Annotated in this window: 17 protein-coding genes; 2 read left to right on the top strand and 15 right to left on the bottom strand. The window is 44.3% G+C overall.

Annotated elements, in window-relative coordinates:
* Nucleotides 1-7: 7 nt before the first annotated feature.
* From C0033_RS22625 to C0033_RS22600, 6 genes are all read right to left on the bottom strand, one after another.
* Nucleotides 8-1,255: a competence/damage-inducible protein A gene (locus C0033_RS22625; protein WP_103230195.1), complete on the bottom strand. Its 1,248-nt coding sequence runs from the start codon at nucleotides 1,253-1,255 to the stop codon at nucleotides 8-10.
* A gap of 2 nt (nucleotides 1,256-1,257) precedes the next feature.
* Nucleotides 1,258-1,800 carry a CDP-diacylglycerol--glycerol-3-phosphate 3-phosphatidyltransferase gene (gene pgsA / locus C0033_RS22620; protein ID WP_103230194.1) on the bottom strand — a complete coding sequence of 181 codons (543 nt, stop codon included), beginning with the start codon at nucleotides 1,798-1,800 and terminating at the stop codon, nucleotides 1,258-1,260.
* Entirely contained in the window at nucleotides 1,784-3,121 is a 1,338-nt protein-coding gene (gene rimO, locus C0033_RS22615) for a 30S ribosomal protein S12 methylthiotransferase RimO (RefSeq protein WP_103230235.1), read from the bottom strand. The genes pgsA and rimO overlap by 17 nt, the downstream gene beginning before the upstream one ends.
* Before the next feature lie 79 nt (nucleotides 3,122-3,200).
* Nucleotides 3,201-3,458, bottom strand: coding sequence for a DNA-directed RNA polymerase subunit omega (gene rpoZ, locus C0033_RS22610; RefSeq protein WP_103230193.1), 258 nt, complete (start codon nucleotides 3,456-3,458; stop codon nucleotides 3,201-3,203).
* Nucleotides 3,459-3,478: 20 nt separating this feature from the next.
* Nucleotides 3,479-4,099, bottom strand: coding sequence for a guanylate kinase (gene gmk / locus C0033_RS22605; RefSeq protein ID WP_103230192.1), 621 nt, complete (start codon nucleotides 4,097-4,099; stop codon nucleotides 3,479-3,481).
* 12 nt (nucleotides 4,100-4,111) lie between these two features.
* A complete protein-coding gene (locus C0033_RS22600; protein WP_103230191.1) occupies nucleotides 4,112-4,990 on the bottom strand; it encodes a YicC/YloC family endoribonuclease in 879 nt (292 codons plus the stop codon).
* Between the two features lie 814 nt (nucleotides 4,991-5,804).
* On the opposite strand from C0033_RS22600, the gene C0033_RS22595 reads away from it, so the two are divergent.
* On the top strand, nucleotides 5,805-6,323 hold the full coding sequence (locus tag C0033_RS22595; RefSeq protein ID WP_103230190.1) for a GNAT family N-acetyltransferase: 519 nt from the start codon (nucleotides 5,805-5,807) through the stop codon (nucleotides 6,321-6,323).
* 644 nt (nucleotides 6,324-6,967) lie between these two features.
* On the opposite strand, the gene C0033_RS22590 is transcribed toward C0033_RS22595, so the two are convergent.
* The 7 genes from C0033_RS22590 to C0033_RS22560 all read right to left on the bottom strand — a co-directional run bounded on the left by C0033_RS22590 (nucleotide 6,968) and on the right by C0033_RS22560 (nucleotide 17,382).
* Nucleotides 6,968-8,623, bottom strand: coding sequence for a galactoside ABC transporter permease (locus C0033_RS22590; RefSeq protein WP_103230234.1), 1,656 nt, complete (start codon nucleotides 8,621-8,623; stop codon nucleotides 6,968-6,970).
* Nucleotides 8,624-8,639: 16 nt separating this feature from the next.
* Nucleotides 8,640-10,148 carry a sugar ABC transporter ATP-binding protein gene (locus C0033_RS22585; RefSeq protein WP_103230189.1) on the bottom strand — a complete coding sequence of 503 codons (1,509 nt, stop codon included), beginning with the start codon at nucleotides 10,146-10,148 and terminating at the stop codon, nucleotides 8,640-8,642.
* A 123-nt stretch (nucleotides 10,149-10,271) separates the two neighbouring features.
* Nucleotides 10,272-11,609: a substrate-binding domain-containing protein gene (locus C0033_RS22580; protein ID WP_103230188.1), complete on the bottom strand. Its 1,338-nt coding sequence runs from the start codon at nucleotides 11,607-11,609 to the stop codon at nucleotides 10,272-10,274.
* Nucleotides 11,610-11,835: 226 nt separating this feature from the next.
* The gene (locus C0033_RS22575) at nucleotides 11,836-13,464 is read right to left on the bottom strand and encodes a response regulator (RefSeq protein ID WP_103230187.1); all 1,629 of its coding nucleotides are present in this window, start codon (nucleotides 13,462-13,464) and stop codon (nucleotides 11,836-11,838) included.
* Between the two features lie 23 nt (nucleotides 13,465-13,487).
* Entirely contained in the window at nucleotides 13,488-14,531 is a 1,044-nt protein-coding gene (locus tag C0033_RS22570; RefSeq protein ID WP_103230186.1) for a galactose ABC transporter substrate-binding protein, read from the bottom strand.
* A gap of 20 nt (nucleotides 14,532-14,551) precedes the next feature.
* Nucleotides 14,552-15,556 carry a substrate-binding domain-containing protein gene (locus tag C0033_RS22565; protein ID WP_103230185.1) on the bottom strand — a complete coding sequence of 335 codons (1,005 nt, stop codon included), beginning with the start codon at nucleotides 15,554-15,556 and terminating at the stop codon, nucleotides 14,552-14,554.
* Nucleotides 15,553-17,382: a sensor histidine kinase gene (locus tag C0033_RS22560; protein WP_103230184.1), complete on the bottom strand. Its 1,830-nt coding sequence runs from the start codon at nucleotides 17,380-17,382 to the stop codon at nucleotides 15,553-15,555. The genes C0033_RS22565 and C0033_RS22560 overlap by 4 nt, the downstream gene beginning before the upstream one ends.
* Before the next feature lie 214 nt (nucleotides 17,383-17,596).
* On the opposite strand from C0033_RS22560, the gene C0033_RS22555 reads away from it, so the two are divergent.
* Entirely contained in the window at nucleotides 17,597-19,339 is a 1,743-nt protein-coding gene (locus tag C0033_RS22555) for an NFACT RNA binding domain-containing protein (RefSeq protein WP_103230183.1), read from the top strand.
* 187 nt (nucleotides 19,340-19,526) lie between these two features.
* Here the strand turns inward: C0033_RS22555 and C0033_RS22550 are convergent, their stop codons facing one another.
* The gene (locus C0033_RS22550) at nucleotides 19,527-20,096 is read right to left on the bottom strand and encodes a histidine phosphatase family protein (RefSeq protein WP_103230182.1); all 570 of its coding nucleotides are present in this window, start codon (nucleotides 20,094-20,096) and stop codon (nucleotides 19,527-19,529) included.
* A 265-nt stretch (nucleotides 20,097-20,361) separates the two neighbouring features.
* Complete coding sequence (locus tag C0033_RS22545; protein WP_103230181.1) at nucleotides 20,362-20,727, bottom strand: VOC family protein; 366 nt, start codon at nucleotides 20,725-20,727, stop codon at nucleotides 20,362-20,364.
* Nucleotides 20,728-20,742 lie beyond the last annotated feature (15 nt).

The following is a 20,742-nucleotide window of genomic DNA, read 5'->3' as shown; positions in this document are numbered from 1 at the left end:
CTCTCCCTTAACGGTAATTATCTAAAACGGACCGGCGTAAAAGATCCAAAGCCTTTACTACCGACTGTTCCCGAATTTTATTTCTATTTCCTTTAAAATGATATTCTTCCACAGAAACCTTATCTTTCAGATAGCTTGCAATATATACAAGGCCTACCGGCTTTTCATCCGTAGCTCCGTCAGGACCGGCCAGGCCGGTAATCGCGATACAGATATCGGCATCCGTAGCAAACGCTCCGCCCATAGCCATCTCTTTTGCTGTCTGTTCACTGACTGCGCCGTATTTTTTCAAAGTGCTTTTGCTCACATCCAGAATCTTTCTCTTGGCTTTGTTGGAATAGGTGATAAAACCTTCCCGGAACACTTCTGAAACGCCGGGCACATTGACCAGGCGTCCTGCCAAAAGACCTCCCGTACAGGATTCGGCTGTCGTTACCGTAAGGTCATATTTTTCCAGAAGCCGGACCACTGCCATCTCCAGTGTTTCTTCTTCCCTGGTGGTATAAACCGCATCTCCAAACCTGTTTTTAATCTCTTTAACCACCGGCTTAATCAATTTGCGGGCAGTTTCTTCGTCCGCTGCTTTAGCGGTTACACGAAGATGGACTTCACCTGTCTTAGCATAAGTTGCGATAGTTGGGTTAGTCTGTTTATCGATCATATCCAACAGCCTGTCTTCTACTTGGCTTTCACCGATTCCACAGATCTTCACCATCTGTGAAATGATGATTTCCGGCTGAAGTTTCTGAAGATATGGATATACCTGATCCATGAACATCGGATAGAGTTCATTGGGCGGTCCCGGAAGCAAAATCGCAGATTTTCCGAATTTTTCCAAAATAAGTCCCGGAGCCGTGCCGTTGCTGTTGTCCAAAACGATTGCGCCGGACGGAATGACCGCCTGTTTCCAGTTATTATCCGCAATATTTTTATAAATGCTGTTTCTGAAAAATTCTACAAGGCGCTCTTTTGTGTGAGCGTCCTCTTCCAGTGGGAATCCCATCACCTCTGCGCAGACTTCTTTTGTCAGATCGTCCTCCGTAGGCCCCAAACCGCCGTTTAATATGACGATATCCGACCGTTTCAGGGCTCTGCGTATCGCATCAGCAAGGCGCTCCCTATTATCTCCCACTACCACCTGATTGTACATGGAAAGTCCAAGAAGCGCACATTTTTCAGCGATAAACTGAGCATTTGTATTCACAATATTACCGAGTAATAATTCCGTACCTACACAGATCAGCTCAACTACCATAATTACATATCTCCTTCTGTAAGAATTTTATGATTTTTTGCAATGTAATCGATCAGAGAAACAACCGTGAGAATCAAGGCGATCCACACGCATGCCGAAGTCAGTATCTGAATCGCTTCAATATCCAGAATTAAAAGCACCACGGCGATCATCTGAAAAGTGGTTTTAAATTTCCCCCAATAGCTTGCCGCAATGACAATACCATTGTCCGAAGCCACCAGACGGAATCCGCTGATAATAAATTCCCGGCTGATAATGATCACAACCATCCAGGCCGGAAGCTGTCCTAATTCTACAAGGCAGATGAGCGCGGAACAAACCAGCAGCTTATCCGCTAACGGGTCCATAAACTTGCCGAAATTCGTTACCAGATTATATTTCCTGGCAATTTTTCCATCCAGCATATCAGTCAGGCTGGCAATAATGAAAATCGCCACAGCCGCATACCGCAGAGTCTTGTTCTCACCGCCTTCGATCATCAAACACGCAACGAAAAAAGGTATCAAGATCACTCGTAAAACCGTTAACTTATTCGGTAAATTCATCGTACACCTCTCCAATCAGATCATAATCCATAGCTCCGGTCACTTTCACCCGTACAAAGTCGCCGGACATCAGTTCTTCCCCAGTATTGACAAAGATAAATCCATCCACATTGGGGGCATCCATATATGTGCGTCCTACGTAAGCCGCTTCATCGGCCACTTTTCCTTCGATCATGACTTCCACAACTTTTCCAACCATAGCTTCCGACTTTTCAAATGCAATTTCCTGCTGAAGCTCCATCAGTTCATCACGCCGCTCTTCTTTCACTTCTTCAGGCACTTGGTTCTCAAATCCGGCAGCAGGCGTATCCTCTTCTGCTGAATAAGCAAAAACGCCGAGACGCTCAAATTCCATCTCATCCACAAACTGCATCAGCGTCTCATGGTCTTCCTGGGTTTCTCCCGGGAATCCTGAGATTAAAGTGGTGCGGAGAGCCATATCCGGAATCTCGCGTCGCAGTTTTGCAACCATTTCCCTCAGATGTTCCTGATTGGTACGCCTTCCCATGCGCTTTAAGATCTTGTCGCTGGCATGCTGGATTGGAATATCCAGGTAGTTGCAGACTTTTTCTTCTGTTTTAATCGTTTCAATCAATTCATCCGTAATTTCTTCCGGATAACAGTACTGTACCCGGATCCACTGAATCCCGGAAATGCGGCACAGTTTATGCAAAAGCTCAGGAAGCATCTTTTTTCCATACAGGTCCACGCCGTATAACGTGGTTTCCTGGGCTACTAAGATCAGCTCTTTCACGCCTTTTTCAGCCAGCTCCTCTGCTTCGCTCACCAGTTTTTCCATCGGCACGCTGCGGTAGCTGCCTCTGAGGCTTGGAATAATGCAGTAAGTACACCGTTTGTCGCAGCCCTCTGCGATCTTTAAAAACGCATAATATCCTCCGGTTGTAATCACACGTTCCGCCTTCACATCCGGCAGCAGATCCAAATCATGAAAACAGCTGGTATGCTGTCCCTGAAGCGCCTGTTTTAAAACGTTCGAGATCTCGTCATAGGTAGAAGTTCCGAGGATTCCGTCTACTTCCGGTATCTCGTCAATAATCTCCTGTTTATACCGCTGCGCCAGACAGCCGGTTACGATCAGCGCCTTACAGTTTCCTGTCTTTTTTAATTCCGCCATCTCGAGAATCGTGTTCACGCTTTCCTCCTTGGCATCATTGATAAAACAGCAGGTGTTGATCACAATTACATCCGCCTCCTGTTCGTCATCTGTAAATTCATATCCGTCTTTATTTAACAGCCCGAGCATCATTTCCGTATCCACTAAATTTTTGTCGCAGCCCAGGGAAATACATAATAATTTCATAAAAAAATCCTTTCTTCCGTTTGTCATCTATGCGATTAAGAAAAAGCCATCTCTGTCAGTGTGGAGACGGCTTTGCAAGTCAGCTGTTGATTTCATCTTCCGAAAGATCTTCTTCGCTAACAATTTTAACTTTTGATTTATATAATTCTTCAATTGCCATAGAAAGAGGTTTTTTGCCATAAGAAGGCACCATAGCGTCCTCACCGGCAATTAACTGCCGCGCTCTCTTGGATGTTGCGATTACGATTGAATAACGGCTCTGAACAACCGGCTGCTCGCCAGGTTCCACCTCACTGTTTACTACGTCGATTAAATCACTGTATGATGGATGTAACATATTCCATTCTCCTTTCAAATTTAGATATTTTTCAATTCCGCCTTCATGTCGGCAATCAGTTCCTTATTTTCCGAAACCCGGCTGTGCTGTGACTGGATCAGCTGGTGCATCTCCTCCACACAGACATCAATGTTATCATTGATCAGCACATAATCATAGGATTCAATTCCGGTCGCTTCCTCCACCGCACGGTGAAGTCTGGCATCAATCACTTCCATCGTCTCCGTACCGCGTCCAACCAGGCGGCGCTTTAATTCTTCCGCGCTGGGAGGCATTACAAAGAGAAGCAAGGTCTCAGGAAACCGTTCTTTTACTTTCAACGCACCCTGAATCTCTATCTCCAGAATTACGTCCTTCCCCTCTGCCATCTTGTCAAACACATAGTCTTTGGGGGTTCCATAGTAATTATCCACATATTTTGCATATTCAATCAGATCACCATGATCAATCATATGCTCAAACTGCTCTTTTTCAATAAAAAAATATTCCCGGCCGTTTTCTTCGCCCTCCCTCGGCTTTCTGGTAGTCGCAGAAATGGAAAGCGCATAATTGTCATAGCGGTTCAGCAGGGCCTTCATCAAAGTCCCCTTGCCGGCGCCGGAAAATCCGGAAACGACAACTAAAATACCCTTTTTACTCATATTTTCCAACCTCTATTCAATATTCTGGATCTGTTCTCTCACCTTTTCAATCTCAGTTTTGAGCGCAATCGCCTTGTCGGAAACTTCCAGATCATTGGCTTTTGACAGGATGGTATTGGCCTCCCGGTTCATCTCCTGGGCAATAAAATCCAGCTTTCTTCCGATGCTGCCGCCCTCTAAAAGCTCTGCCCTGGTATTCTCAATATGGCTTCTCAAACGGACCGTTTCTTCATCTGTACAGATCTTATCGGCAAAAATCGTCGCCTCTGTAACGATTCTGGACTCATCGATGGTGCTGTTTTCAAGCATCTCTTTCACCTTATCCGACAGCTTCGTGCGGTATTCTTCTATGATCCTTGGGGAACGCTCTTCTATGTATTCCACAAGTTCCAGCATATAATCCAATTTTCCAAGCAGATCCTGCTTTAAGTTTTCACCTTCTACAATACGGGTGTCCACAAACCGCTTAGCGGCTTCCTCAATCACTTCAGAGAGGATCTTCCACAAATGCTCTTCATCTTCCGGCACCTGCTCCATCGTGAGGACTTCCGGCATTCTGCTGAGTGCCGACACTTTAATATCATTCGATATATGAAACTGCTCTTCCATCATCGCAAAATACTTCATGTATTCCGCTGCAAGAGAACTGTTATAGCTCAGACACATATTGCCTTCCGTATAGTCTTCATAGTTAATAAATAAATCCACCTTACCGCGCTGGATATATTTTTTAAGAAGCGTGCGGATTGCAGACTCAAAATAATTGAACTTTTTAGGCATCTTAATACTTAAATCAAGATATCTATGATTCACGGCCTTCATTTCGACAGAAATTTTATATTCATCAGTCACTGTCTCATATCTGCCGAAACCAGTCATGCTCTTTAACATTTCTTATGCCTCTCTTTCACCATAGTCACAGTTTATTATAATTCAAATAAGAAAGCAAGTCAACCAAACATTACCACCCGAACAGAAATATCACTGCTTTGGATATTTAATTGTTATTTAACGGGGGGGCTGACGGAAGGTACGCACGGAATGGGGAGGCGGAACCGGAGGACGAAGGCCGGGGAAGGAGGATGCAGCCAGATGGGATTCGGGATTCGCCCCTAAGAACTACTAAGGCCCGTAAGAACGGAACGAGGCAGGCCAGCGCCATTCGCAGTGAACTCTTGATGACTTCGCTGCTCAGCGGCGCTTTAAAAACTGAGACGGAAATCAGTTTTTACCTGCCTCGTTCCGTTCTTACGGGCCTAAGTAGTTCTAAAGGGGTTCCATACGATCCCATCTGGCTGCATCCTCCTTCCCCGGCCTTCGTCCTCCGGTTCCGCCTCCCCATTCCGTGCTGGTTTTCGCTAGCCTGGTTAAAAACAACATTGATGCATAGGTATTTATGTAGCATCATATTCAGTAAGTGATATAAAACAGACGTTTCAATCATGCGGCCCAAACGGCTTCTGAACCAGCTTTTGTGGAACTTCACGGCCTTTCACATCTAGGCCCTGCAGTACAGCTAAAACCGGAAAAAATATCTGAATACCTTTATGGAAGATGGAAGGCTGCCGTTAACAAACAACGAATTTGAGGCGAGTACCCGTCCATTGACAGGCTGGATAAGTGGAAGGATTTTATTGTTTTAAATAGGTGAATATGGTATTATCAAAACGAAACAATAAATCGGAATTTTATGGGGGGCACGTGTATGTATTTGAAATTGGTTAGACCTACTTATGAGTATGCACAGCAGGTCATGCAATACAAGGAAGATATGCTTGCCAATCATGACAGCTTTGATGGTTGTGCAGGTCTTGAAGAAGTGAGTTCATTTTCAGAATGGATTGATTTTGAAAACCGATTGAAGAAGAAGGGCTATGTTCCATCTGAGGTATTTTTGTGTGTTCGTGTAAAAGATGAAAAGGTCGTAGGGATTATTGACTATCGCCACCCACTGACCCCCTTTTTACTGCAATACGGTGGAAATATTGGATACAGCATTTTACCTTCTGAACGTCGAAAGGGATATGCGAGTGATATGCTCAGATTGCTACTGCCAATTTGCAAAGAATTTGGAGAAGACAAAGTTCTGCTTACCTGTGATAAAACAAATATTGCTTCTCAAAAGACCATCGTCAAAAATGGAGGTATTCTTGAAAACGAAGTGAATGATGAAGTTGGTTTAGGTGAATGCGGAACGATTCAACGATACTGGATTAATTTGTAACTTCTGGTTTGTGGGGCTTCTGTTGCCGCTGTTCCTGCCGCAAGATAGTAAACGCTCTTACGGATTTACTCAGCTTCTTTCAGCCAGTCCTGCAACTGCCCGATGAATCCAGGGGAATACTCTCTATATAGTACCGACTCAGATGCGACCAGCATAGTGCACGGATATCAGGAATTCGTTTTATACACTACGGTCTGTTTTATATCGTTTACAAATGACCTCACCCTTTACATTAAATGGTGAAGGCATTTCTAAAAAATCATTCACCCTTGATGTGAAAATTTACTCTCATATCCTCCAAATCTTTTTTCTCAGCTAGCCAAGTAACAGCCGGAAAGAAGGGGAAACCCGGGCGGGCGGCGGAAATGGAAACAGACAGGGGATCGTGTGCAGACCCTTAGTGATACTTGGTCGGCAAGAGCGGAAAAAGGCAGACAAATACTGAATTCCGAATCAGTATTTGAGGCGCCCTTGAACGATGAAGTCATAAAGAGTTCATCGTGAATGGCGCCGCGCTGCCTTTTTCGCACTTGGCGGCCTAGTATCACTTAGGGTCGTAACCCGAATCCCCTGTCTGTTTCCATTTCCGCCGCCCGCCCGGGTTTCCCCTTCTTTCCGGCGTATCTTATCCAATTAAATAAAGATTATTTTTTCTGCACGTACTTCAGGCAGTCGAGAGTAACGGCTGTGATGATGATGATGCCTTCGAATACGAACTGAAGGTTTGTATCAATACCAAGGATTGTAAGGGAGTATATGAGTACGGTGAAAATTAATACGCCGACTACAACGCCCGAAATCTTACCGATACCACCGGTAAAGGATACGCCGCCTACTACGCAGGCTGCAATCGCATCCATCTCCCAACCCTGTCCATAAGCTGCTGATCCGGAACCAAACATTCTTGCGCATTCAAGCCATGAACCGAATCCATAGAGAATACCAGCCATGATGAAAGCTCCCATGGTTACTCCGAATACGGAGATGCCGGAAACCGCTGCTGCTTCCGGGTTGCCGCCTACGGCATAGAGGTTTTTGCCAAAGGTTGTTTTATTCCAGATGAACCATACGATTGCAATTGCTGCTACAGCCCAAAGGATAATTGTCGGGAAACCGTTAATCTTAGGGATAATCATCTTAGGAATGGACGGTTCAATCGCTCCGAATGATACACCTTTTGTCGCATATGTAACGAGTCCGAAGATTACAAGCATGTTTGCCATTGTTGAAATAAAAGGATGCATTTTGAATTTAGCTGTAAAGAAACCGCCAATGGCTGTAAAAAATGTACATAAAAGGATACATACTACCAAAGCCAAAACTACTCTGGCTCCAACTGACATGCCGGTGAAATCAAATACATGGCCAAAAACCGCGCCGGTATTAATTCCCTGATGCATAATTATCGTCGCCGTTGTCATACCCATACCAACCATACGTCCGATTGAAAGGTCCGTACCGGTAAGGAGGATCAATCCGGCAACGCCAAGAGCAAGAAACATTCTCGGAGAAGCCTGCTGAAGGATGTTTAAAATGTTATTATAAGTGAGCAAAGGAACGTGTTTGATAATCGGTGTGGCGATACACAGTCCGATAAAGATCAGAATGATGGCAATATACAAACCGTTCTGCAGAAGAAATGCCCTGCGGTTGAATGTATATTTATAAGTTTCCCATTTCTGCGCTCTCGTCTCCATAAACGTGAATTTGGACATGCGCAGCATATCAATGAGATGATATTTCCATGCAAAAGCAGCGTGTCTTCTGTCTTTAATCTGCTGAAGTTCTTTTTCCAGCTCCATCTTAGCATCGAACAGCCTGTTCTTATGGACATATTTTTCATCTTTTATTTCCTGATGGTCGGTAAGCTTTGAAAGATTTTCCTGATGCGCTTTTTCCAGTTCAGCGACCTTCTGTTTATTTTTTTCTTTTGCAAGTATTTTTTCCTGATCGCAGCTTTCTTTAAGCGGCTGATAATAATCTTTGTTAAAATGCGCCGCGAGATAACCTTCCGCATCAGAAATTAACTTTGAAATCTCGTCTTTATTTTTGGCTTCAACTGCTTTTGCTTTTTCCAATTCAGCCTTGTTTTTAGCAATTCTGTCTTCTCTCTCTTCTTTTGTAAGGCTGCGGTCTCTTTTTGCCGCATCAATATTATTCTGAAGAGCAACCACCTTGTTTGAGCCATCCACTCTGAGAACGTCGATCTTTTTTTGTATTTTACTGACATAGTCCTCAATTGGTTGACGCAGCTGCATTTCCTGTTCAGCCGTCAGAGTCTTACTGTTTCCATTAGCCATATCCGTCAAACCCCCATTATAGATATTTTGCACTGAGTCGTAAAAGCTCTTCCTGATTTGTTTCTTTCGTATTCACAATTCCAGAAAGGCGTCCATTCGACATTACACCAATACGGTTCGTAATTCCAAGAATCTCCGGCATCTCAGATGAAACAACGATAATTGTTTTGCCCTGTTTTGCCATGTCGATGATCAGCTCATATATTTCGTATTTTGCACCGACGTCGATTCCTCTTGTAGGTTCATCCATCATAAATATCTGCGGACCGCGTTCCAGCCATTTTCCAAAAATAACTTTTTGCTGGTTACCTCCGGAAAGGCTTGAAATCATATCGTCCGGTCCCATACACTTGGTATGCATGATCTTAATTTCTTTCGCAGTCGCCCTTATCATCTTTGGATCAGACAGAATCATTCCGGACTTATACTGTTCCAGGTTTGCAATCGTTGTATTAAATGTAAGATCACCCTTCAAAAACAATCCGTTTGCCTTTCGTTCCTCAGTAATCATGGCAAACCCATGTTCCATCGCTTCCTTCGCGCTGCTGAAATTCATAAGACGGTTATTCAGATAAACACGTCCTGCCGCCCTGGTCCGGACACCGAAGATCGTTTCCAAAAGTTCTGTACGTCCAGCGCCTACAAGGCCGTAAAGTCCGAATATTTCCCCTTCTCTTACGTCAAATGAGACATCCTGTAAATGAGGCTCAAATTTTGTAGATATATGCTGAATGGACAAAATCACATCCTTAGGGGTGTTGTCAACCGGCGGGAACCGGTTATCAAGAGAACGGCCAACCATAGCCGAAATCAGTTCATTCATATTCGCATCTTTGGTGCTCTTTGTCATAACCAAGTTGCCGTCGCGCAGCACTGAAATCTCATCACAGATCTCAAAAATCTCATCCATTTTATGAGAAATATAGATCAAAGCGATTCCCTGTTCCTTTAACATTCTCATCATCTCGAAGAGCTTGGAAACTTCCTGTACGGTCAGAGAGGATGTCGGTTCATCCAGAACAATCACTTTGGCATTATAGGAAATCGCTTTGGCGATTTCACACATCTGCCGCTGAGATACAGACATATTCCGCATCGGCTGAGTAAGGTTAACGGTCATGCCCAGCTTTCTGAAAAGCTCGGCAGCTTCTTTTTTCATTCTGCCTTCATCAACTACGCCTATGGAATTGACCGGATAACGTCCGAGGAATAAATTATCGATTACATTTCTTTCCAGGCACTGATTGAGTTCCTGATGAACCATTGCAATGCCGTTTTCAAGAGCATCTTTGGGTCCGGAAAAACTCACTTCTTTGCCGTTCAGAAAGATATTTCCCTCGTCTTTCTGATAGGTGCCAAAAAGGCACTTCATCATTGTGGACTTACCGGCTCCATTTTCACCCATAAGTCCCATGACAGTTCCACGTTTCACATCCAGATTAATATGATCTAGGACTCTGTTTCGGCCAAACGACTTGCTCATACCGCGTATTGATAAGACGATATCATCTTTCTTATCTGCCATTATTTTTACTCCTGTATTATAGTGTTTTCCCACAGGCGAAGTTTATAACGCCTGATGATTAAAAGAAATTATTAGGGAGAATTTCTTCTCCCTAATACCTGCCCACCTTTATTTCAATGGAAATTACTGATTAAGTAAATTTGTATAAGAAGCCGCATTGTCTGTCTTAACCATGTTGATAGCGAATGCATCATACTGGCTTGGATTTCCAAGACGGTTTGTGATATTGGACTCTGTCTGTCCGTCACCGCCGATGTAATCTACATCCAGGTTAAGAATCTTGTCATACTTCTGAAGAAGCGGCTGATAGGTTGATCCAAGGAAGTTATCAGATGAATTGTAGATATTCAGCCATACTTTCTTTGTGGCATGTGTGCCTTCATCAAGCTGGTTTGATACAGGTGCATAAACCATTGTGGAATCCATGAAATCCTGATAGTTTTCAGCAGTAACAGCAACGTTTAATGCATAGTAAGAACGTTCGTCTGCTTTGTATACATATACGTCTTCACTTAAAACGTTTCCTGCATCGTCTGCTGTGCTGATACCGGTATTGATATCAACGCCGTCAAGAGCATTACGAAGAACACGAAGTGTTAAATAAGCCTGTACATCTGCATGCTGGCTGATGGTTCCGCCGTAGCCTTCTGCGATAGCAGCTACTGCATCACTGTTTGCATCATAACCGAATGTAGGAACCTTATTGTCTTTAGACCATGCGTTGAACATTGACATGCCCATACCGTCGTTATTAGAAACGACAACATCGATCTGATCGCCAAAAGATGATGACCATGTGCCGATTCCGTTACCTGCTGTAGCGGCATCCCATGTAGCACCTGCGGAGTTCTTCATCTCCTGAGAAGCAAGTTCTCTTACGATATATGACTTTCCGTTAACTTCGATTGTTCCATCCTGTACTGCAGTTGCTGTGCCGTCTGCGTTTGTACCGATCGGCTCGCTGTTGATGTTGCCGTCTTTTTCAACGCCTGTTCCAAGCGCTCTGCGGACACCTCTTGTACGAGCGATGGAGTCGTTATGGCCGATATCGCCGATTGCAAGAACATAACCGATGACTCCGTCACCGTTGCGGTCAATTGTATCAATATTTTTCTCAATATAATCTTTAACCATTGTACCCTGAAGTTCAGCACCCTGATTTGCATCAAATCCTACATAATATGTATCCTTGTTGAAATTCAGAGCTGTCATATCAAGAGCTCCTGTAGAACTGTTGGACGGCTGGCGGTTAAACCATACTAAAGGTTTGTCCTTATTCTCCAGCTTTTCCGCAGTAGTTTCTGCAGGTGCTGCAGGTGCTGCCGTTGTTTCTGCCTGAGCTGCTGTTGTGTCGGAATTAGCTGCCGTTGTAGGAGCTTCTGTAGGCTTGGTGCCACCGCCGCAGGCTGCAAGAGTAACTGCCATGGAGCACGCAAGAGCAACGCTTAACATTTTTTTCATTTTAAATTCCTCCTTAGATAATTAATTCATGTGGTTACAAGTAACAGTATATATAAATACCCTATCTTTTGGAATAGAAATTCTTATGCAAAATGTTAGAAATCTTATTTATTTCACCCCGGTAATTATCGAAAATCACCGAAATATGAAAAAATAAGACTTCTGGCGTTTGTGACTTATGCATTTTTAGACAAAACAGGCATTTTTCCGCGGTTCTGTTTTCCGCTTATTTTTCTTCTGCTTTTCCCGCTCCCTCTCTCAGTTTATTGGGGGATTTTCCGTAATATTTTTTGAAACAGTAACTGAAATAATGCTGATCGCTGTAGCCGCAGCGGGCGGCGATTTCCTGTATCTTCATAGGAGTACAGATAAGATACTCCCGGGCTTTTTCCATCCTCTTTTTGGTCAGAAGGCTGATAAATGTCTCCCCTGTGGTCTTTTTAATGGTAGTGCTCAGATAGTTGGAACTGATATGGAGTTGTTCGCTCAGGGAAACCAGGGTCAAAGTCTCGTCGGAATAGCCTGTTTCAATCAGTTTAAGAGCCTGATCCGATAAAAGTTCCGAACTGACCTTTCTGTGATTGGAGATAATGTCCTGAGCCTGGCGGCAGAGACTGGCCACCTTGCCATGAACCTCATCCAAAGACTCTTTGGTGAAGCCTTTCTCCAAAAAGGAAAACTTGGAAAGGACTTCTACAGGCACATTGTTGTCCAGAGATATGCTCACCGTCCGGTACACCGTAGCCAGAATCTGTATCACCAGAAGATCCCGGCGGCTTTTCATTGCATGCTCCTCACTCACCCTTGAGAACAGGCTGGCAAGGAATTTATCCAGTTCTCCCCTGCTGCCGGTCTTGATGATCTGATCCAGTTCCGCCACAATTTCCTCAATGTATTCAAATTTCTGAAATTCTCCTGATTCCATATCGGATATAAACTGCACGCCCACGGCATCTGCGGGAACATAATGCATGGCAGCCACCGCTTCCGAATAAGCGATACCGCTCATGAACATTGCAGGAAAGTCCCGGCTTACGCCGATTCTGCACTGGAGCCCCAGGATTCGCTCCGCGCTCTGCATGATTTCCGTCACCAGAATATGTATATATTTTCCCAAATCCCGCCCTACTGCGGAAATAACGGTAATGATCTTCCCTTTGGAAATCACGCTGCCGAACTGCACGTATTTTTTCAAAATTGAGTTTACAAAATTTACATGCTCCACAGCGGTCAGATTCTCTCCCCTGCTGCCGAAAAATCCGGTGACGAGAACCATATAGCAGACATTATCAGCAGGAAGCTTACGAAGCCCCAATTCTGCCGCTCTCTGTTCCATCAGAAGCTTCTTCTCCTGACTCAATTCCTGCATCGGTTCATCCTGATCCATCAATATGGGAAGCAGAAACTCAGATAGCTCCATGCGGCGCTCCCTCTCGCTGAAATCACCGTCCTGAACGCCCCGTTTTAAAGCAGCAAACCGTTCATCCAGCTTTTCCTTGATCCGCTTCATCTCTTCCGTCAGTTCTTCTGCGGAGATGGGCTTTAAAAGGTAGCTGATAATATTATACTGAATCGCCTGCTGGGCATAGGCAAAGCTCTCATAGCCGCTTAAAAATGCGATCTGCATATATGGCCTGATCTCTCTCGCCTGCCTGGCTAAATCAATTCCCGAGACAAAGGGCATTCTGATATCCGTCAACAGCAGATCCGGCCCCAGCTTTTCCACCAGCTCCAATGCCTCTGCCCCGTTCTCCGCCTCTCCAATCACTTCAAATCCCACGGCGTTCCAGTCAACTCTTTTGATAATCGCCTTTCTTAATGCTTCTTCATCGTCTGCTACAATCACTGTATACATCAGCTTACCTGCCTTTTTTCGTTTTAATTATGCTTTTCCTCTTCATCAGCTGTCCGCGCAGCCTGACTGCAGTTATAATATTTCCCGTCTTTTAACTCCACGATCTCCTGAACATTCTGTCCAAGTCCGGCGGCTGCGGCAATCTGAAATACAACTCTGGCGTATTCCTCGCTGTCGCACTGAACGGTACCGAACAGCTTCCCTGCCCGAAGGCCTTCCATCCCCTGAGGGGTTCCGTCGATGCCCACAATCTTGACGGGTCTGTTGATTTTCTTTCGTTCCAGCGCATCGGCAGCTCCTAAAGCCATATCGTCATTGTTGCTGATGACCAGTTCAATCTCGTTGGGATATTCGTCCAGCCATTGTTCCATCCATGCAGAACCCTGACTCCTTTCCCAGTTTCCGATCCCTCCGGTAATCTTTTCAAGCGGAACGCCGCCGTCCTTCAATGTCTTGATGGACCACTCGGTCCGGATCAGGGAATCCTGGTGGCCTGTCTCTCCTTCCAGCAGGACATAGCTTACCTTTCCGTCCCCGTCTAAATCGAGGATGGAGGTATCTTTCTTATACGCGTCAACCAGAATCCCTCCCTGCAGGACAGCCGCTTCTCTGGCATCTTCTCCTACATAGTAAAGCTTTTCCCACCGTCTCATATCCTCTTCCACAGGTTCCCGGTTGAAAAATACTACGGGGATATCCGCATCCATCGCTCTGTCAATAATATAAGAGGCAACTGAACGGTCCACAATATTGACGCAGAGCACATCAACTCCCAGGGAAATGAACCGGTCCACCTGGCTGTTTTGCTGATTTTGGTCTCCTCTTCCATCCACTTCATCGAGAATCACTTTAATACCCGTATCCTTCTCGTATGCCTTGGCTGCCTCCACTATCTTTCCGCTGATATCATTGATAAAAGAATCATCCCCCTTATAGAGCGTCACGCCGACCCGAAGCGTCTTTTTCTCTTCCTTTTCCTCATGTCTCCAGCTCTGAAAAAGCACACAGCCGGTTCCTAAGATAAAAATTCCCGCCAGTACCGCAATAAATAAGTGTTTTCTTTTCATTTTTCCTCCCGCTGCTGCCGTTATTCGATTGGATACAGGATCTTTTCAAACCTGCTCTCCCGCAGATCATCTTTTTCAATATAATACGATTCAAGCACGATCTGCTCCCGCTTTCCGCGTTTCTCGATGGCTTCCACCGCTTTCACAATGCTCAAATATCCGGCGTCAAACTGATTTGAAACAACAAGCCCCTTTATGGTGCCCTGGTCCATCCGGTTCAGCAGCTTGGTTGTGCTCCCGATCCCATACAATCCCGATATATATTCACCATAGAGAGGAGCTCCTGAAATAATGCCGGCCACTGAATCCAGGCTTTGAACATCCAGCGCTGCAATAACCGTTTCTTTGCTGTCGGAATACGCCATTTCTTTTATGGCCCTGAGAAATAAATCCTCGCTTTCCGGTAAAAAGGCGCTCACAAAACCCTCTTTATATTTTTCATAGAGACGTGTCTGAAATCCGGCCTCAGTGAGCACATTCAGCAGGCTGTCATAGATTTCCCGGTTGTAACCGTAATCCAGTCCTTCGGTAAATACCATCACCGGCTTATCCGCCTCATGTTCTCTCATGATGGCTTCTCCCAAAAGCTTACCGGATTCCCGGTAATCTACGGCGATTCCTCCCCTCACTCTGTCATTGTGAAACAGATTCCCCATAATGATCAAAGGGCTGTTAATCTCCATTCCGCTTATTGCGGCTGCACATTCGTCAGGTTTTATGGGAACTAGAACCACTGCCTTTGCCCCATCGTCGATCTCTCTTTTGAGTAACTCGGTCTGTTCTTTCAGCTCGCCTTTTTCATATAACGTGATGAAATTAACATCCACGTTATACTCATCCGCAGCCCTGTCCACGCCCCTTCTAAAGTTGGCGTAGTAATCATCCGTTGTTTCTTCAATAATCACAGACACCGGATAGATCGCTGTTTTTTTCTCCTTTATAATTAAATCCGTGGAGGAAAGCAGAAACAGAATGACCAGGATTCCTGCGAACAAGCCCCATATGATCTTTTCTTGTTTTGTCATCGTTCTTCCTCCGATCTTTCCGCCTTCCTTTTATGGGCAATCGTTCCCTCATCCTGAACCTGGCTGTAGGGCACTGCAGGAAGATGGATTGTGATCGTAGTTCCCTCATCCAGCTCTGAATCGATGGTAAGCCCGTATTCCTCGCCGAAATACAGTTTAATCCGCTCATTCACATTTTTAACGCCGATTCCCGAGCCCTTGGTGGAGGTTATATGGATGGAATCGGAAAACAGGCTCTTTACATGTTCTTCCGTCATCCCCAGACCATTATCACGGACGGTGAAATATAAGTCGTCCTCTTCCTTCCATACCCGCAGGTTAATCTCTCCGTCCCCATCCATAAACTCCATACCGTGATAGATTGCATTTTCCACCAGCGGCTGAAGCATCAGCTTTAAACTGGCCAGCTCCGTGCAGTCCTCTTCCACATCGATATAATACGAAAACTTATTCTTAAAGCGCATGTGCTGGATCATCAGATAGTTGCGCACATGCTCCAATTCATCCTTTACGGTTATGATGCTCTTTCCCTTGCTCAAGCTGATGCGGAAGAACCGGGCCAGCGCAGTAACCACCCTGACCGCTTCCGTTTTCTGCTCATTTTCAATCATCCAGACAATGATATCCAACGTATTGTAAAGGAAATGAGGGTTAATCTGCGACTGCAGGGTGTCAAACTCCTGTTTCCGCTTGGCTTCGTGCTCTCTCACGATATCGTCCATAAGCACGCGGATCTGACGGGCCATGTTATTGATGGAAGTGCCGAGATGCTGGATCTCATAGGAGCCTCCGATATACACAGGGGTATCTAAATCTCCCTCCTCCAAAACACCTACGGATTTTTCCAGTTCCTTGATGGGATTAGTGATTCTGGACGAGATATAGGAGTTAATCAACATCAGAATAAAGAGGATCAGCATTATGATAAAAACGATAAACAATCTGGTTTTGATGGTATTTAAGGAAATTACATTCTTAGGAGTAACGCCAACGACCTTCCATCCGGTATATCCGATGGATTTGACCGTAACAATCCGCTCTTTTCCCTCAAACTTCTCCAAATGGTTCCCGTCCTTATAACCGGCCACAGCCAGGTTATTCTCCTGAATCCGTCCCGAATCGATCAGCTGGATCTTCGGGTGATACAGAATTTCTCCGTCGCTGCTGATTAGATAGACGTAGCCGTCCGTGCCGGTAGTCACCCCGTTGAACAGATGTTCCAGACTGGAATAGCTTAAATCTACCAGAAGAACACCCTGGGCGGTGGATGTGCCTTCCGTCAGCTCCACAGCTCTCGATAACGAGATTACCCACCGGTACTGATTCTCATTGCCATCAAAGATGTACTGAACATGAGGATTGGAAAAATGCTGGTTTTCCGTCTTCTCAAATGCATTGGTAAACCATTCGTCCCCCGTCACGTCCAAATTCGTCTTAATCCTTGACGCCGGGACGGCTTCCACCATAGTTCCGTCCTGGGTAAATAAGGCGATATTATCCACGCTGTCTTTGTTATTATCATACAGGAGTGTGAACTCGCTGTTGATCGATTCCGAAGACAGGTCTGCATTCTTTATCGCTCCATAGTAAAGGGAATCCGACAGCCTCATGACCGTGCGCAGATAATTTTCCACAGAACGGGCCACCTGGTTAATCAGGCTTTGATTTTCCTCTTTCACGGTCTCCGACACCTGGGTCGACAGACGCTGGTAGAGGGAAAATGTGATGAGAAGGCTGGCCGCTAAAGCGGTCACCGTAAAATAGGTAAAAATAGTATATCGTATGCTGTTGTTATGTAAAAATCTGCTGTTTTTCTTTTTCTTCATCGATCTGGCTCCATGCCGTCTGCCGGTCTTATCCTGTTTAAATTCACTATTTATTTTCCTTTAAAGCACTGTTATATTTTATATATCGATTTTTATTATACCTGATATAGACGTTCATTGCAAATCACACTATTTAAAAGCAATCGGATTTATGGTATACTGATCACTCGTACTACTTAATTTATGCCGCATTTTGCGGCGGAATGGGGAATTTATGGCATTTGATGGGATTATAATTGCAAATTTAACAAAAGAAATAAAAGACCGCATTGAAGGCGGTAAAATATCAAAAATCGCACAGCCGGAAAAAGATGAACTTTTATTTACGGTAAAAAATAACAGGGAAACCTGCCGTCTGCTCTTATCGGCAAGCGCCAGCCTGCCTTTGGCTTATTTTACGGAAAACAATAAACCAAGTCCTATGACAGCTCCCAATTTCTGCATGCTGTTAAGAAAACACATTGGAAACGGAAAAATCATTGATGTGAGCCAGCCGGGTCTGGAACGGATTATACAGTTTGAAATTGAACACCTGGATGAATTGGGCGATGTCAGAAGAAAGAAACTGATCGTGGAGCTGATGGGAAAACACAGCAATATCATCTTCTGCCGGGAAGACGGCGTCATTATTGACAGCATTAAACATATCTCCGCCCAAGTAAGCTCCGTAAGAGAAGTTCTTCCAGGACGGGAGTATTTTATTCCTCATACGACGGAAAAATACGATCCTCTGTCCATTGACGAAGAAACATTTAAACAGGCGATGCTGTCCACGCCTGCTCCGCTTCAGAAGGCCCTTTATATGAGGCTTACGGGAATCAGCCCGATTATCGGGGAAGAACTTTGCCATCTGGCTTCCTTAAACCCGGATATGTCGGCCAACGAACTGTCCGAAGCGGAACTGATTCATCTTTACCGCACTTTTTCTTTTATGATGGAAGATGTAAAAGCAGGCCGTTTTTCGCCGAATATCGTTTACCGTCAGGAGGAACCGGTTGAGTTTTCCGCATTGCCGCTGACCTGTTATGAAGGCGGGGATTATACGGCCCGCCCGTTTGCCACGGTAAGCCAGCTATTAGAAGCGTACTATTCAGAAAAAAATACCATTACAAGAATCCGCCAGAAATCGGTGGATCTCCGTAAGATTGTACAGACTGCATTAGAACGCAATTATAAAAAATATGATCTCCAGCTGAAACAGCTGAAGGATACGGACAAGCGTGAAAAATATAAGGTGTACGGAGAACTGCTGAACACCTATGGCTATGAACTGACCGGCGGGGAGAAGGAACTGAAATGCTTAAATTACTACACGAATGAGGAGATCAGAATTCCCCTGGACCCTCAGCTGACAGCAAGGGAAAACTCCCAAAAGTTTTTCGATAAATACAATAAGATGAAGCGTACTTATGAAGCTCTTTCCGATCTGACCCTGGAAACGAAAAAAGAAATCGAACATTTGGAATCCATCAGCACTGCCCTGGATATTGCTCTGTTAGAGGAAGACCTTGTGCAGATTAAAGAGGAACTTACCGAATACGGCTATATCCGCCGCCGCTATACCGGAACCAAAAAGCAGAAAATTACCAGCAAACCGTTCCACTATATCTCTTCCGACGGATTCCACATCTATGTTGGAAAAAACAACTACCAAAACGAGGAGCTGACCTTTAAGCTGGCAACCGGCAATGACTGGTGGTTTCACGCCAAAGGAATTCCCGGCTCCCATGTCATTGTAAAAGCCGAGGGGAAGGAGCTTCCTGACAGAGTGTTTGAAGAAGCCGGAGCTTTGGCCGCTTATTACTCCAAAGGCAGGAACAATGATAAAGTGGAGATCGATTACATTCAGAGGAAAAGCGTAAAAAAGGCGGCAGGAGGCGCGCCCGGGTTTGTGATTTACCACACTAATTATTCTCTGCTGGCAATTCCAAGTGCGAACTTTACCATTGTTGAATAAAAGGTATTTTATATTTGAACATTGCTATGTTAAGAAAAGGCGTGGAATGATATTGGAATTTGAAATAGCTCCATCTTTGGCTGCGAATTCAAATTCCAACATCATTTCGTGCCTTTTCTTAATTGTTTTTCTCTTGCTGTAGAAAAACATGCTGACTGGCTGTGTTTTTTATGAGAACTGCTTGTACTCATTCAGTAAATAAGTTAATCATTTCAATGTTTTGGAAATTTTCGCCGTTGAAGGTGAATTTTACGATCCACGGCATAAGGAATTGGATTTTTTTGAAGTCTGAATATCCGAAAGAATTATCAAAATAGTTAATTATCGTGCTCAACGCAGTCCCATGACTGCCAATGACAATGTTTTTATCTTGATATTTCTTCAATACAAGCCTTAAAGCATGGATATTTCTCGTTTGAACCTCTCCTAACGTTTCTCCATCCGATAATTTATAGGAAAAGTCCTGCCACTGATGCCGGCAGTAATCACTAAAATTTTCAATCCAAACACTGTCCACTTTTCTTTCTCTAAAGTCATAAATAATTTCAATGGGAAGCCGGTATTCATCTGAAAAATCTTTTATCGTATCAATTGTCCGCTTGTATGGACTTGATAAAACGATGTCTATGTGTTTATCACTGAGATAATTAGTTACCAGTTTTCTGTCGATCATCCCTTTTTCCGTGAGTTCTCTGGCTTCGTCATTATGATTTGTATAATTTGGTTCAGCGTGTCTTATAAAATAGACTGTTGTCATGAGTTATACCTCACAAATGTATTATGCGTTTTTCTTTCGTTTTTTCCTGCTGGGACTTAATAATATAAGGCAGGAAATCAGTCGTCACTAGTTCTTGAACCAATAACATCGGCATAACATAAGAGAACTTGCAGCAAATGTTCTCCTACGTGATGCTGGCCTGTATTTTCCTGCCTTATTTCATTTTACAATAATTTTTATCTATCAGAAATCAATACTTTACCCAATTCTCTGATGCTCTATTGGCGATATCTGAATGGCATCATTACCTCTCCGGCACGATCTCTATCCAATAGCCGTCCGGATCTGCGATAAAGTAAATTCCCATGGATGGGTTTTCGAAACAGATTACTCCCATTTCTTTATGCTTTTCATAAAGAGCCTCATACTCGTCGGTATGGAATGCCAGATGGAATTCACATTCACCCAGATTATAAGGTTCCTTCCGATCCCGCAGCCATGTCAGTTCCAGTGAAAACTCTGTGATCCCATCGCCCAGGTATACGAGTTTGAAGGAATCGTCGGAAGCTGTTTTCTCTCTTACCGGTTCTAAGCCAAGAGCCTCTTTGTAGAAAGCTAAACTTTTGTCTAAATCCAATACATTGAAGTTAAAATGGTTAAATTTAATCATCTTATTTCCCCTTTC

It is taken from the genome of Clostridium sp. chh4-2 (assembly GCF_002899675.1).
Classification (GTDB): Bacteria; Bacillota; Clostridia; order Lachnospirales; family Lachnospiraceae; genus CHH4-2.
The sequence above is the reverse complement of the archived record's forward strand: the minus strand, read 5'-3'. Positions and strand labels throughout refer to the sequence as shown.